The sequence below is a fragment of the Undibacterium sp. Ji83W genome (assembly GCF_049340385.1).
Taxonomy (GTDB): Bacteria; Pseudomonadota; Gammaproteobacteria; order Burkholderiales; family Burkholderiaceae_D; genus Undibacterium.
This window is the reverse complement of the sequence record NZ_JBMPOZ010000001.1, coordinates 271,323-284,383: the sequence shown is the minus strand read 5'-3', so window position 1 is coordinate 284,383 and position 13,061 is coordinate 271,323. Positions and strand designations below refer to the sequence as shown.

Genomic DNA, 13,061 nt, shown 5'->3' with positions numbered 1-13,061 from the left:
TCGTATGGGTACGGCGTTCAGGCAGTGGTATTGATGGTTGTGCCAGTCACTTGTCCGCTGGTATTGACCACTGGTTTGGGCTGCTCTGGCGGCGGCGGTTCTGGCTGCTTGACATTTTGCTTGCTGGCCAGTTGCGCCTGTTGCTCGGCCTGTGAGGCGGTAATTCTTTTTTGATCTGCAATGGCATCAGCCGTACCGGAGTCGCGGTCTGCTGCCGCGCCTATGGTTTCCGCACTTTGTTTCTGTTGCCCGGCAGCAGCCTGCTGCAAGAGTTGCTGTTGTTGTGCAACTTGCGCTGCGCTCGAAGATGTAACGGACGTGACCATGATATTAACTCCTAAGACTAGAACCAGGGTCATTTCAACATAGCGAGCCTGGATCAAAATTACAAGCGATTTAACCACAAATTGCAGTTTGTTGCCATACGTCAATTTTAATCAAGCCCGCTCAATTGATAGTGCGTATTCATTTTTCAACTTTGCTTATACGAATAGTTGTATATACAAATGCATATATATGATTGGAAAAAACTTGTTGCCTTCGATAAAGTTGAGTCCAACAGCAACAACAGCCGGTCAGATATTCAGTGATACGTATAGAGCAGTTAGCAAAGATTTATAGTCATCAGGGCCGCGAAGTAAGGGCCTTGCATAATATTAATTTCAATATAGAAACGGGTCAGGTTTTTGGCATCATAGGCCGTTCCGGTGCGGGTAAAAGCACTTTACTGCGCACCTTGAATTTACTGGAACGTCCCAGTGCAGGCAAAGTCATCATTGATGATGAAGACATCACCAGTTTTGACACGCAGCAGCTGCATGCCTTGCGCCAGCGTGTTGGCATGGTGTTCCAGCATTTCAATTTATTGCATGCAAAAATGGTTATCGAGAATATTGCCTTCCCACTCAAGCTGAGTGGCAAACATACAAAACAGGAAATCCAGGTAAGGGTGGCAGAATTATTGGAGCTGGTAGGTTTGCAAGATCAGGGCAGTAAGTATCCTTCACAGTTGTCGGGTGGACAAAAGCAGAGGGTAGGTATTGCCCGTGCTCTGGCAAATTATCCGCATCTTTTGTTGTGTGATGAAGCGACATCGGCACTCGACCCTGAAACCACGCAAGCGATCTTGCGCCTGTTATTGGATATCAATAAAAAACTGGGCCTGACCATCGTCTTGATCACCCATGAAATGCAGGTGATACGCACGATCTGCGACAAGGTGGCAGTCATAGATGCCGGAGAGATTGTTGAGCTTGGTGATGTGGTCGATGTCTTCCTGCACCCGCAGCATGCGGTGACGCAAAGCCTGGTTGCAGAAAATCAGGCACTGGATTTGTCTGTGCTGGAACGCAGCGATCAAGACCTAGACCGCCATTTGCTGCGGCTGAGTTATGTCGGGTCCAGCACGCATGAACCCATCATTACACGTATCGCGGCACAGACAGGGATTGATATCGCTATTTTGCAAGGCGTAATAGGGCGTATCAAGGACACGCCTTACGGGCAACTGCTGGTCGAATTGCATAGCACGCAAGCGCAGTCACATTCTGTTGAACGTTTATTGCTCAATGCTGGCGTCAGTGTCGCAAGAATTAATGCTGGGGGAGTGCATTGATGGATTTCTCTCAAATTGACTGGAGTGATATCGCACTGGCGACACTCGATACCCTGACGATGACTGGTACCTCGTTGCTGTTCACGGTGCTACTGGGTTTGCCTTTGGGTGTATTGCTGTTTTTGACAGGTAAAAAGCAATTGCTGGAGCAGGGTTTTCTCTACGCGGTATTGTCGGTGGTGGTGAATATTTTACGCTCCATCCCTTTCATTATTTTGTTGATCGTGTTGATCCCTTTCACGCTGTTATTGATGGGAACATCGCTGGGGGTGCCGGGAACCATACCGCCACTGGTAATAGGAACAACGCCATTTTTTGCGCGGCTGGTAGAAAACGTTTTGCGTGAAGTGGATAAAGGAATTATCGAAGCCTGCCAGGCCATGGGGGCCAAGACCTGGCAAATCATCTGGCATGCCTTGTTGCCGGAAGCTTTACCTGGTTTGCTGGCTGCAGCAACAGTAACGACGATAGCCCTGGTGTCGTATGCGGCCATGTCGGGAGTGATCGGTGGTGGTGGCCTGGGTGACCTGGCGCTGCGTTACGGCTACCAACGTTTTCAAACCGAGGTCATGGTGGTCACGGTATTTATTTTGATTGTACTGGTGCAGTTGCTGCAATTCGTGGGCGACAAACTGGTTTTGAAATTCACACGCAAGTAATTAAGTACGTAACTAAGTAAGTTTTTATTTTTAAATTGGAGCCTATATGCCTTTGAACTTGAACCGCCGTTTATCCCTTATCCTCGCCGGTAGCCTGACAGCCGCTGTCGTGTTTTCACCAGCTGCATTTGCAGTGGAAACCTTGAACATCGCTGCCAGCCCTGTGCCACATGCAGAGATACTGGAATTTATCAAACCTCAACTGGCCAAAGAAGGTGTAGATTTGAAAGTGAAAGTTTTCACTGACTATATACAGCCAGCAGTACAGGTCAATGAAAAACACCTGGATGGCAATTTCTTTTTGCATCAGCCTTACCTGAATGAATTCAAGAAAAGTCACAAGAACGATATCGAAGTACCCATCGCCAAGGTGCATGTAGAACCTTTTGCTGCCTACTCAAGCAAGTACAAAAAACTGGCTGATTTGCCTGATGGCGCTACGGTCGCTATCCCGAACGACCCGTCCAATTCTGGCCGTGCCTTGCTGCTGCTGGCAAAGCAGGGTTTGTTGAAGTTAAAAGACCCGAAAAATATTTCAGCGACGCAAAAAGATATTATTGAAAATCCAAAGAAACTGAAATTCAAGGAACTGGAAGCTGCGACTCTACCACGTGTATTGAACCAGGTTGATCTGGCTTTGATCAATACCAACTATGCGATAGAAGCAAAACTCAATCCTGTGAAAGATTCTTTGTTTATTGAAGATGCAAATTCACCGTATGCAAATTTGCTGGTGGCGCGTGAAGATAATAAAAACAGTCCGGCATTCAAAAAACTGGTTGCCGCTTTGAATTCGCCTGAAGTTAAAAAATTCATCGAAGATAAATACAAAGGTGCGGTCGTACCTGCTTTTTAATAGTTTGTTGATATAAAAAACATCCCTGCAAAATTTCTTTTGCAGGGATGTTTTTTTTGAAGCCCAGCTTCTGTCAGATATTATCTGTTCATCGGTGTCGCTTCAGTTGCCGCCTGTTTCAGTGATGGCTTAGACGCAAAGCTTTTCAGATAATCAAGATTGTCTCTGAAATCAGCATCTTTCATCGCATTGCCTTTTGGTGTGCTGTATTCGAGTAAGAGATTATTGTCATTTGAGAGCAGTAATTCCTTGGATGAAACCATAAACCTGACTTGCTCCGGAGTCAGTATCAGTGCTTCGGCAATGCTTCGTACCCCATTAGGGTACAGGTCAAGATATGCTTTCATCTTCGCATTTGTGTTCATGGACAGCAGGCGTTCTTGCTTTTGACTATTTGGAAATGCACTTGAACTATTGCTGGCTATCATGACACCTTGGGTACCTACTGCATATATCCATACATAGCGAAATGTATGGGATACACTGGCGATCATGACATCCAAATCTCGTTTTGACATATGCTTTAGCTGAATCCATTGTTTCAGTATGCCATCGTCATTGAGTTTTTTTGCCGCCAAATTATAAAATTCCTGATTGTAAAGTGATGCTGTGCCAGCAAACCAGATGGATGTGAGTTGTATGGCGATCAGGTCGTACTTGTCATGCGTCAGTGATAAATAATTTCTGCCATCGGTATAAAAGAAAGATACTCCGGCTTGTGACGCAACGTGCTGATTGACGTCGGCAAAATGGCGATTGGAAATATTCACCAAGTCACGGCTCAGATCAACGATTTTCATGGATTTGAAGCCGGATTCATGGATTGCCATCGCCGTAACACCCGTGCCATATCCTATTACCAGTGCCTTGTCATAATTATTCAGGTGGAGCATGGGGATGAGTCCATAGCCTGTCTGAGGTGCCATTTCAGTGCCGCGTTCCATGGCATTATTGCCCTGGAATTTACCATTGGTAGTCAAGGTTTTAAATTTTTTGCCTTCTATGTCTTTTGCCACAACTGCGGTCAGGCCGCCGTCTGCACTTTCTGCATGGTCTATCATTTCCCAACCTGCATAATAGGTAGGTCTGAAATAAGTATTGATGCCGGTGGCGATGACATTCAAGTCCAGTTGTTTGGGGCAGGCAATCAAGAGTACGGTGGCTGCAATGGCGCTGCCATATTGCTGAAATGCCGGGGCAGATTTATCGCGCGTATTCCAGGTGGAAACCAACAACAACACGAAGGCGACAATGCCGCATAGCAGGCTGGTATGAAATCCACCGATGGCAGGCAAGAGCACAAATCCCGCAAGCAATACTCCGGCGATGTTGCCCAGGGTATTAATGGCGGATGGAAAACCTATGCCATCATGCTGCCCTCTGGATGCAATGTTCATGCTGACCGGGTAGAGGGCACCGATGGCGAATGCCGGCGGCAGGGCGATAATGATAGCAGGGACAGCGCGCAAGAACTCACGGAACCAGAATGAATATGGAACTGAGCTTTGTGACAATCCATAAAAGTACAATGACGAAAGGTGCCACAAAAATGTAGAGCACAAGATAGTGCAGGTCAGCAAGAATAATGCTTCATTCAAATGCTCATTGGCAGAACGTTTGAATGCCTTGCCTGCGTATCGGCCTCCCAGCGCCAGGCCAGCCAGGAAGCAGGTCAGCATCAGGGAAAATGCATAGGTGCTATTGCCGATGACCACCGCCAGCAAATGGATGGTCGAGACTTCCATCATCATCGTAAGCGCGCCGACAACGAGCAAGACGAGCAGGCCGAAACGGTGTGAACTTTGTACTGGCTGATTGCTTTGTTCCTGTCCTTCCGTGTGCAAGGTATTTGATGTTTTAGCTTCACTCACCAGCAAGAATGCCAGCAACGCCACCAGGATATCTATTGCTGACGACAACCAAAGTGTTCCATTCATGCCCAGCGCAGGAATGATCAGGTAACCTGACAATAAAGCACCAGATGCAGCACCAAAAGTATTGGCGGAGTAAAACCAGGAGATGGAAGCGATACAGGATTTGCTATCTGCGATGGCACGCACCAGCAAGGGGAAGGTCAGGCCCATCAAGATGGTCGGGAAAAGCAGGACCAGTGCGCCCAGTAAAACCTGATAAATGACGAGAGAAGCAGAATCAGACCTGTAGCCGACCGCGATCATCAGATAGATATCATGTGCAAATGAAAATATGTAGGGCGTGCATAGACAGTACAAGGCGATTGCCAATTCTGCCATGGCATACGTCCGTACCGGAAAACGCGTGCGTTTTGCCAGACCAGCACCGATGGCCGCCCCAATTGCCATGCCTGCCATATAAATCGCCAGTACCGTATAAGTAGCACTGGACTGACTGCCAAAGACCAGGGCAAGTTTTTTCGCGAAATAAATCTGGTAAGCGAGAGCCGCAAAACCAGAAGCAAAGAAAATTCCAAACAGCGTGTTTATTTTTTTCACGAGTATATTGTTAGTGAGCGTCATCCAGGCGCTTGTTGATGGGGTCTATTGCGTGCCGCTCACATCACGATTGAAATATGTTTAGGCAAGCAATAGTAAAAAACATTCAAATACTAATGGTCATGGTAAATATTGTCAAATGAATAAATTCATGACAGCATATTCATCTGATTTTTGATTGTTGTCTAGACTTGTGAGTGACTTCAGGTTTGCCAAGCAAATTCTTTTGCCTGGCAGTGAAGGTTTTGATGTTGCTGGAATGGTGATGCATTGTTTTGGGACGAAAAAAAACGCCGCTATATTCAGCGGCGTTTTTTGTACAGTCTTTACGTCTTATTGCTTAGTTACGTACTACTTTTTTGTATTCGTTGGTGCGTGTATCGATTTCGATCATGTCGTCCTGGCTGACGAACAGTGGCACTTGAACGATATGGCAATTTGCTTCGATTGCATTTTCGATCTTGGCTTCTTTCAGAACGTTGCCTGAAGTATTGCCTTTGACTGCTGGCTCAGAGTAAATGATCTGGCGAACGATAGTGGTTGGCAATTCTACAGAGATTGCTTTGCCGTCATAGAATACCGCTTCGCATTCCATGCCATCTTTCAGGTAATTCAGGGAATCGCCCATGTTTTCTGCTTCGATTTCATACTGGTTGTATTCTTGATCCATGAATACGAACAGTGGGTCAGCGAAGTAAGAATAAGTAACTGGTTTTTTGTCCAATACAACTACGTCAAACTTGTCGTCGCCACGGAAGACGTTTTCTTGTGGGCTGTTGGTCAACAGGCTTTTCATTTTCCACTTGTAAGTGAAGCCTGTGCGGCTGGAACCGTTGACGTCAGAGCGCAAAACGATCATTGGTTTGCTATCGACCATAATGATGTTGCCAACACGAATTTCTTTTGCAAATTTCATAGCGAGTATACGTAAAAAGTAGGTTGCATAAAAATCATCTGTTGCCTACTGGCAAAAAATCACCGCAAGCCCACGTTTGATTGAGATTTAAAACAGGTTAAAAATTAACCCAACATTATACTGCATCTTTTTGGCTTGCCGCCCGAACTGAATTGACGAACTTCAATAAATTGCTCGTCATATCCCCATTTTCGTGCATTTTTTCCTGCCAATTGCCTGAAAGCCGTGCAATTTCAGGAAGGTCGGCTTGAAAGGCGAGCCATATGTCTGGCCAGTCCAGCGGCGGATGGCTGACGCCATTCCAGGCATGCGACAAGGCAACCAGGCTTGCCGTGACAGATGTGGTGGTTTTTAAAAACGCATTCAACTTCACGTGATGCAGGTTTTCATCCTGGGGATAGATATGCCAGATGAAAGGTTTGTTGGCCCACTGCGCCCGCACAAACGAATCTTCGCCACGAACAAAGTTGATATCGCAGGCCCACAGCAATTTGTCGTAATCGGCCTGCGGGATGAATGGCAGAACGCGCACTGTTAATGCGCCACGGCTGACGCTAGCACCTGCTTTGGCCGCTTGCCCCAAAAATGTCTGTATGGCTTCGGCGGCGACACCTTCAGGTACCAGGCAGGTAACGGGCGTATCTGCACTCTGCCATACTTTGAGTAAATCTGTGACTGGTGCATGAGGATAACAAAACAGGGATATCCTGGTGGCATGGATTTCGGCTTCAGTCAGTCCCAGTTGCCGCAGAAATGCTTCCATGGCCGCAGCATCAGATTGAAACGCTGTGCGTTCACTATCCAGACTGGTTTCACGCAACAGGCCACCGGTTTTGTTATTGAAACCGGGGAAGAAGAAGTGCTTGGTCAGCGGTAGCGATGGATGAGGTGAGGGCAGGGTGTGGCAGCCTTCCACCCATTCTTCGGCAGTCAAGCCTTCCAGATTCAGCCAGACGGGACGCGGCTGGCACTTTGCCATTGCCTCGATATAGCCAGGAGGTATATTACAGGCAAAAAATTCTATGACGATGTCGGCAATGTCGGTAGCGGTAAATGAGCCTTGCTGATCGCGCCAGTGCCTGACGGTGACACCTGCAATTTCCTGTACTTCGACATCGGCATCTACTAGTGGGCAGATGCGCTGGAAACTGCGCAAGTCATCCACCCATAGCGTGACGGCGATGTCATGTTCTTGCTGCAATTGCCTGGCCATGCGCCAGCAAATGCCTATATCGCCGAAATTATCGACAACCTTGCAAAACAAGGCCAAAGTTTTTGCAGCGGGGTTTGTATTTATTTCTGTTGAATGCATTGCAATTGTTTTTAAAAGCGTTCTTAAAAGCGATTTTTCCATTCGCGCAAAGCGGCGAAATGGCTTACATCATCTTGTGCAACTGGGATTTTGCCACTGTCCAGAAGTCGGTTAATGATGCTGCTTTCACGGCTGCGCAAAAAGGGATTGGTCTGTTTTTCCAGACCTATATAGGTAGGCACCGTAGGTATGCCTTGTTCACGCCTGGCCTGTTCGCGTTTGATACGTTCCAGCAAATCCTGGTTGCCAGGTTCGACCTCTTTGGCAAAGCGGAGATTTGACAGCGTGTATTCATGGGCGCAATACACTGCCGTATCATCTGGCAGCGCAGCCAGTTGGTCGAGCGAATGCAGCATCTGTTTGGGCGTGCCCTCAAACAGGCGGCCACAGCCACCGGCAAACAGGGTATCGCCACAAAACAGCCAATGTTGTTCAGGGGCGAAATAGGCAATATGGCCTAGTGTATGCCCAGGCACATCAAGCACTTTAAGCTCCAGGTTGATGCCGGGCACGGTCACTACATCATCTTGTTGGAGTTTTTTGGTGACCACCGCGATCTTGTCGTTGCTGGGGCCAAACACGGGCACGGCAGCATGTTCCAGCAGGCGTGGCACACCGCCAATATGATCAGCATGGTGATGAGTGAGTAAAATAGCGGACAATGTCAGCTGATGTTGCGCCAGAGCTTGTAAAATTGGCATGGCATCACCAGGATCAACCACGGCTGCGTGCTGGCCGTCATGGATAATCCATAGATAATTGTCGTCAAAGGCGGGGACAGTCAATATACTCAGGGAATTCTTCATATCAGGCATGGATGCTTTGGAAAAAAACATTATAGACCTTGGAGCATGGTTGGAGCTGCCGGCAGGTAGCTATATCCGTCAATGGGAGCAGGCCATGCTCGATAAATTGACGGTGGACATCTTTGGTTTCAATGCCTTGCAGATAGGTTTGCCGCAGATTGATGCGCTGGCTGCCAGCCGCATGCCACATCGTTGGCTGACCAATTCCCGCATGCCGGATGAAAATCAGCCGGGGCAAAAGCGGCCTGTCGTTGTCATCCATGACTTTGCTGAATTGCCTTTTGATGCACACAGCATAGACTTGATTGTCTTGCCGCACGTGCTCGAATTTGCTGAAGAGCCACACCAGATCTTGCGTGAGGTGGAGAGGGTATTGATACCTGAAGGTCGGGTCATCATCACCGGCTTCAACCGAGCCAGCCTGTGGGGCGCAAGGCAGGCCACCGGGCGTCTGAGCAAGAATTATTTTCTACCCAAAGAGGGTGAATTCATCAGCCCGCCGCGTTTGAAGGATTGGTTGAAGTTATTGAATATGGAAGTGGGTAGCAGCGATTTTGGTTGTTATGCTCCCCCCTTCAAATCGGAAAAATGGTTGCAACGTTATCGTTTCATGGAAAAAGCAGGACAACGCTGGTGGCCTTATTTTGGTGCAGTGTATATATTGCAGGCCGTGAAAAGAGTAAAAGGCATGCATTTGATTGGACCCGCATGGAAGCAAAAACGGGTATCCAGTGCACATGCCTTGCCAGTTGCAAACAAATCAAAAGAATCAAATGGATAATATAGAAATTTACACAGATGGCGCTTGCAAGGGTAATCCTGGCGTTGGTGGTTGGGGTGCTTTGCTGATCGCGGGTAATAAAGAAAAAGAATTATTTGGCGGCGAAAAAGAAACCACCAATAACCGCATGGAATTGATGGCAGTTATACAAGCGCTGGGGGCATTGAAGCGCCCCTGTCATATCACTCTGCACACCGATAGCCAGTATGTATTGAAGGGCATCACTGAATGGATCACTGGCTGGAAAGCCAAGGGCTGGAAAACTGCTTCCAAGGCACCGGTAAAAAATGTCGACCTGTGGCAGCAACTCGATGCTGCGCGTACCATCCATGAAATAGACTGGCGCTGGGTGCGTGGCCACACCGGCCACCCTGGTAATGAAAGAGCTGATCAACTGGCTAACCGTGGTGTTGAAACAGTACTGTAAAAGCAGACAAGATACCTCATGAGCTTAGTGGACATTCACACCAGCATACAACAAAGCGATCAGGGGGCTCTGTCCATGCCCGGTGTGCCTGAAAGCTTTGAACATGTGAGTGACCGTGCCGAATTCAAAAGGACGCAACATCGCCCCGGTGTAGAGTTATACCGCGCCCATATCGTCGCCCATGCCTTTGAACCGCATACCCATGAAGCTTTTGGCCTGGGTTCTATCGCCAGCGGGGTAGAACGTTTCCGTTATCTGGGTAGCGAGCATCTGGCTCCGCAAGATTCGGTAGTGATGATGAACCCGGATGAATTGCATACCGGCAGGGCAGAGACGGACACCGGCTGGCGTTACCGCATGATGTATATAGACCCAGAAGTGGTGGCAGAGGTGACTGGTGAGCGCAGCTGGTGGTTCAAGGATGCGGTGGCGCATGATGCGGTCAGCGCGCGCAGATTGGGTGTCATGCTGGAGCAAATCTGGCAAGCCACCGACAAGTTGAACTTTGATAGCCTCTTGTTTGATATCCTGTTCGAATTCAAACGCTTCGCCAGTGCGCCGCAAGCACCTGCACCTCTGGCTAAACAGCGCTTTGCTGCTGTCCTGGATTATATGCGTGCCAGCATGGCAGAACGTATCAGCCTTGAGCAACTGGCACTGGTTGCGGGTTTAAGTCCGTTTCATTTTTTACGCAGCTTCAAGGCGCAGTATCATGCGACACCTCAGCAAATGCTGATGGCCTTGCGTCTGTATGAAGCCAAATGCCTATTAGGCAAGGGCTTACCACCAGCGCAGGTGGCGGCTACAACTGGCCTGACAGATCAGTCGCATTTGAACAAGGCATTTGTGCGTCGTTATGGTGTGACACCGGCACGCTATCAGCAGCAAATGCGCGCATAAATTCTGTTTTGATTGCTCGCAAGCGCAATCTGGTACAAGACTGCCATCCCCATAATGCTCTAAGCTGTTTCTTTTCAGGGGATGGACAGTATGGGTATCGGCGTTTTATATGCGATGGCAGCAGGTTTGATGTGGGGACTGGTATTCATCGGGCCTTTGCTCTTGCCTGAATATCCGGCAGCATTACAATCATTTGGCCGCTACCTGGCATTTGGCCTGATTACTCTGCCAATAGCATGGATGGACAGGCGTCAATTGCGTTTGTTGAACAAGTCAGACTGGCTGGAAGCACTGAAGCTGGCAGCAATTGGAAATATCCTGTACTACCTGTGCCTGGCCAGTGCCATACAACGTTCTGGTGCGCCCTTACCTACCATGTTGATAGGGACGCTGCCCGTCGTCATCGCCATTACTGCCAATTATCGCAATGCCCAGCGTGATGGCAGCATCGCCTGGCGGCGCATGTTGCCTTCACTATTGATTATTTTTGCTGGCGTTGCCTGCGTCAACAGTGTCGAAATAAGCGCATTGCAGGCAGCCTCTGACAAAGATATCAGGACCTATATCATAGGCGGCTTGTTCGCCCTGGTTGCGGTTGCCTGCTGGACTTGGTACCCATTAAGAAATGCAGACTGGCTGCGTCACCACCCTGACCGCAATCCCAGAGTCTGGGCTAGTGCCCAGGGTGTTGCCACCTTGCCGCTGGCTTTGCTCGGTTATCTGGGCTTATGGATATACATGAGTGTGAGCGGGCAGGATTTTGCCATGCCGTTTGGACCCAGGCCACAATACTTCATCACATTGATGCTGATCATCGGTTTGTTTGCCTCATGGCTGGGCACGATGTGCTGGAACCAGGCCAGCCAGCGCTTGCCTACCAACCTGGCAGGGCAGCTTATTGTGTTTGAGACACTGGCCGCGCTGGCCTACGCATTCATTCTGAGCAAACGCATGCCGGAACCCATGGTTTTGCTAGGGATCATTTTATTGATTGTTGGTGTAGTCACCGCCTTACGCGTAAAACCCCAAGTTACTCACTAGGAGTTTGCTTCACTTATTCCGCTGGTAGTTCATCCCTGAAAATATGGTATACAAAGAAACGAATGTGTTGATTCAGAATCAATCCTCTTCTTTTTTGTATTCATTGAGTTTTAAGGATGCTTGCCCATGCTGGAAAATATAAGTAGCAGAAATGCAGGGATTGATTTTTTACGAGGTCTGGCAATTTTGCTGGTCTTGCTATTGCATTTTTCCCTGGGCCTGGGTTTGAAAGATAGTCCTCTTGGTAGTTTGCTCGGACCAGATTTATTGCGCGCCATCGTATTGAATGGCAATTATGGCGTCACTATCTTCTTCACCATTTCCGGTTATCTGATTACTTCCAACTCTGTCAAGCGCTGGGGTAGCCTGGCAAAAATCAACTGGCGTGAATTTTATCTATTGCGGATTGCCCGCATCATGCCGCCGCTGTTATTGGCATTATTGATCATTGTCACGCTAGGTATACTAGGTGTACCGAATTTTGATAATGCGGATAATGGCAATCAATTGCCAGCATCTTACTTCTTTATTGCGGCGGGTTCAGTGCTGACATTCTGGCATAACGTCCTCATGCAATCGGCGGGCTATTTTAATTATTGCCTCAATATTTACTGGTCATTGTCTGTCGAAGAAATGTTTTATCTTTGTTTGCCTTTGCTGTGCATTGTCTTGCGCAAGCAAAGCTTGTTTATCTTGCTCTGCCTGGCTTTGATAGTTTATGCGCCAATCTACCGCAGCCAGCATTTGAAAAATGAAATTGAATACATGTATGCCTATTTCGCCTGTTTTGATGCGATTGCAATAGGCTGCCTGACGGCATTGCTCGCACGAAAAATTGAGCTGAGCAAAACTCTCACGATTTGTTTGCGCTGGTTTTCCATGCTTGCTTTGGCGATCGTTTATTTGCGTGGCATAGGTGGACATGAAATCGAAGGTTTTACTTTGATTTCACTATGCAGTGCAGTTTTCCTGATGGCGACGATAAGATCATCTCAGCAAGGCTGGGCAAGCCGCAAGGGATTAGTCTGGCTGGGCTGGATGGGCAGGCACAGTTATGAGCTATATTTGTTCCATATCATCGTGCTGGCGCTCATGCGCAATGTTGTCAGCAAGAAGACATTGTCATATGAAATGCGTTTGCCTTGCCTGTTTTTATTCCTGTTGCTCAGCGCGGTACTTGCTGGTTTGGTGGCACGTTATGTAGCAGAGCCAGCAAATACGTATTTGCGTAACAAAACCAGAAGTTTGCGTACCAGCTTACAAGTTGCGCAATAAAA

The 13,061-nt window shown here is 48.0% G+C and carries 13 protein-coding genes; 8 read left to right on the top strand and 5 right to left on the bottom strand.

Features of this window, described 5'->3' with window-relative positions; genetic code table 11:
• Positions 1-17 precede the first annotated feature (17 nt).
• Positions 18-326, bottom strand: coding sequence for a hypothetical protein (locus ACO0LD_RS01340; protein ID WP_162059391.1), 309 nt, complete (start codon positions 324-326; stop codon positions 18-20).
• 260 nt (positions 327-586) lie between these two features.
• Here ACO0LD_RS01340 and ACO0LD_RS01335 point away from each other — a divergent pair, with 260 nt between their 5' ends.
• Genes ACO0LD_RS01335 through ACO0LD_RS01325 form a run of 3 tightly spaced genes read left to right on the top strand, consistent with a single transcriptional unit; the run spans position 587 to position 3,130 of the window.
• Positions 587-1,615, top strand: coding sequence for a methionine ABC transporter ATP-binding protein (locus ACO0LD_RS01335; protein ID WP_423002978.1), 1,029 nt, complete (start codon positions 587-589; stop codon positions 1,613-1,615).
• A complete protein-coding gene (locus ACO0LD_RS01330; protein ID WP_423002976.1) occupies positions 1,615-2,274 on the top strand; it encodes a methionine ABC transporter permease in 660 nt (219 codons plus the stop codon). Before ACO0LD_RS01335 ends, ACO0LD_RS01330 begins: the two co-directional genes overlap by 1 nt.
• 46 nt (positions 2,275-2,320) lie before the next feature.
• Positions 2,321-3,130: a MetQ/NlpA family ABC transporter substrate-binding protein gene (locus tag ACO0LD_RS01325; RefSeq protein WP_423002974.1), complete on the top strand. Its 810-nt coding sequence runs from the start codon at positions 2,321-2,323 to the stop codon at positions 3,128-3,130.
• 80 nt (positions 3,131-3,210) lie between these two features.
• On the opposite strand, the gene ACO0LD_RS01320 is transcribed toward ACO0LD_RS01325, so the two are convergent.
• The 4 genes from ACO0LD_RS01320 to gloB all read right to left on the bottom strand — a co-directional run bounded on the left by ACO0LD_RS01320 (position 3,211) and on the right by gloB (position 8,665).
• On the bottom strand, positions 3,211-5,601 hold the full coding sequence (locus ACO0LD_RS01320; protein WP_423002972.1) for a fused MFS/spermidine synthase: 2,391 nt from the start codon (positions 5,599-5,601) through the stop codon (positions 3,211-3,213).
• A 340-nt stretch (positions 5,602-5,941) separates the two neighbouring features.
• Positions 5,942-6,517 carry an elongation factor P gene (locus ACO0LD_RS01315; protein WP_423002970.1) on the bottom strand — a complete coding sequence of 192 codons (576 nt, stop codon included), beginning with the start codon at positions 6,515-6,517 and terminating at the stop codon, positions 5,942-5,944.
• A gap of 115 nt (positions 6,518-6,632) precedes the next feature.
• Positions 6,633-7,829: an elongation factor P maturation arginine rhamnosyltransferase EarP gene (gene earP / locus ACO0LD_RS01310; protein ID WP_423002968.1), complete on the bottom strand. Its 1,197-nt coding sequence runs from the start codon at positions 7,827-7,829 to the stop codon at positions 6,633-6,635.
• Positions 7,830-7,852: 23 nt separating this feature from the next.
• Positions 7,853-8,665 carry a hydroxyacylglutathione hydrolase gene (gloB, locus tag ACO0LD_RS01305; RefSeq protein WP_423002966.1) on the bottom strand — a complete coding sequence of 271 codons (813 nt, stop codon included), beginning with the start codon at positions 8,663-8,665 and terminating at the stop codon, positions 7,853-7,855.
• On the opposite strand from gloB, the gene ACO0LD_RS01300 reads away from it, so the two are divergent.
• From ACO0LD_RS01300 to ACO0LD_RS01280, 5 genes are all read left to right on the top strand, one after another.
• Complete coding sequence (locus ACO0LD_RS01300; protein ID WP_423002964.1) at positions 8,643-9,416, top strand: class I SAM-dependent methyltransferase; 774 nt, start codon at positions 8,643-8,645, stop codon at positions 9,414-9,416. The two genes, gloB and ACO0LD_RS01300, sit on opposite strands and share 23 nt — an antisense overlap.
• On the top strand, positions 9,409-9,843 hold the full coding sequence (rnhA, locus tag ACO0LD_RS01295) for a ribonuclease HI (RefSeq protein ID WP_186951857.1): 435 nt from the start codon (positions 9,409-9,411) through the stop codon (positions 9,841-9,843). The genes ACO0LD_RS01300 and rnhA overlap by 8 nt, the downstream gene beginning before the upstream one ends.
• 75 nt (positions 9,844-9,918) lie before the next feature.
• The gene (locus ACO0LD_RS01290) at positions 9,919-10,743 is read left to right on the top strand and encodes an AraC family ligand binding domain-containing protein (protein ID WP_423004052.1); all 825 of its coding nucleotides are present in this window, start codon (positions 9,919-9,921) and stop codon (positions 10,741-10,743) included.
• A gap of 90 nt (positions 10,744-10,833) precedes the next feature.
• Positions 10,834-11,784 carry a DMT family transporter gene (locus tag ACO0LD_RS01285; protein WP_423002962.1) on the top strand — a complete coding sequence of 317 codons (951 nt, stop codon included), beginning with the start codon at positions 10,834-10,836 and terminating at the stop codon, positions 11,782-11,784.
• Positions 11,785-11,910: 126 nt separating this feature from the next.
• Positions 11,911-13,059, top strand: coding sequence for an acyltransferase family protein (locus ACO0LD_RS01280; protein WP_423002960.1), 1,149 nt, complete (start codon positions 11,911-11,913; stop codon positions 13,057-13,059).
• Positions 13,060-13,061 lie beyond the last annotated feature (2 nt).

What these genes read in the sequence shown, in the direction of transcription:
- ACO0LD_RS01340 (WP_162059391.1), bottom strand. Translation starts at nt 326, where the DNA reads ATGGTCACGTCCGTTACATCTTCGAGCGCAGCGCAAGTTGCACAACAA.
- ACO0LD_RS01330 (WP_423002976.1), top strand. Translation starts at nt 1,615, where the DNA reads ATGGATTTCTCTCAAATTGACTGGAGTGATATCGCACTGGCGACACTC.
- ACO0LD_RS01325 (WP_423002974.1), top strand. Translation starts at nt 2,321, where the DNA reads ATGCCTTTGAACTTGAACCGCCGTTTATCCCTTATCCTCGCCGGTAGC.
- ACO0LD_RS01315 (WP_423002970.1), bottom strand. Translation starts at nt 6,517, where the DNA reads ATGAAATTTGCAAAAGAAATTCGTGTTGGCAACATCATTATGGTCGAT.
- earP (WP_423002968.1), bottom strand. Translation starts at nt 7,829, where the DNA reads ATGCATTCAACAGAAATAAATACAAACCCCGCTGCAAAAACTTTGGCC.
- ACO0LD_RS01300 (WP_423002964.1), top strand. Translation starts at nt 8,643, where the DNA reads ATGGATGCTTTGGAAAAAAACATTATAGACCTTGGAGCATGGTTGGAG.
- gloB (WP_423002966.1), bottom strand. Translation starts at nt 8,665, where the DNA reads ATGTTTTTTTCCAAAGCATCCATGCCTGATATGAAGAATTCCCTGAGT.
- rnhA (WP_186951857.1), top strand. Translation starts at nt 9,409, where the DNA reads ATGGATAATATAGAAATTTACACAGATGGCGCTTGCAAGGGTAATCCT.
- ACO0LD_RS01290 (WP_423004052.1), top strand. Translation starts at nt 9,919, where the DNA reads ATGCCCGGTGTGCCTGAAAGCTTTGAACATGTGAGTGACCGTGCCGAA.
- ACO0LD_RS01285 (WP_423002962.1), top strand. Translation starts at nt 10,834, where the DNA reads ATGGGTATCGGCGTTTTATATGCGATGGCAGCAGGTTTGATGTGGGGA.
- ACO0LD_RS01280 (WP_423002960.1), top strand. Translation starts at nt 11,911, where the DNA reads ATGCTGGAAAATATAAGTAGCAGAAATGCAGGGATTGATTTTTTACGA.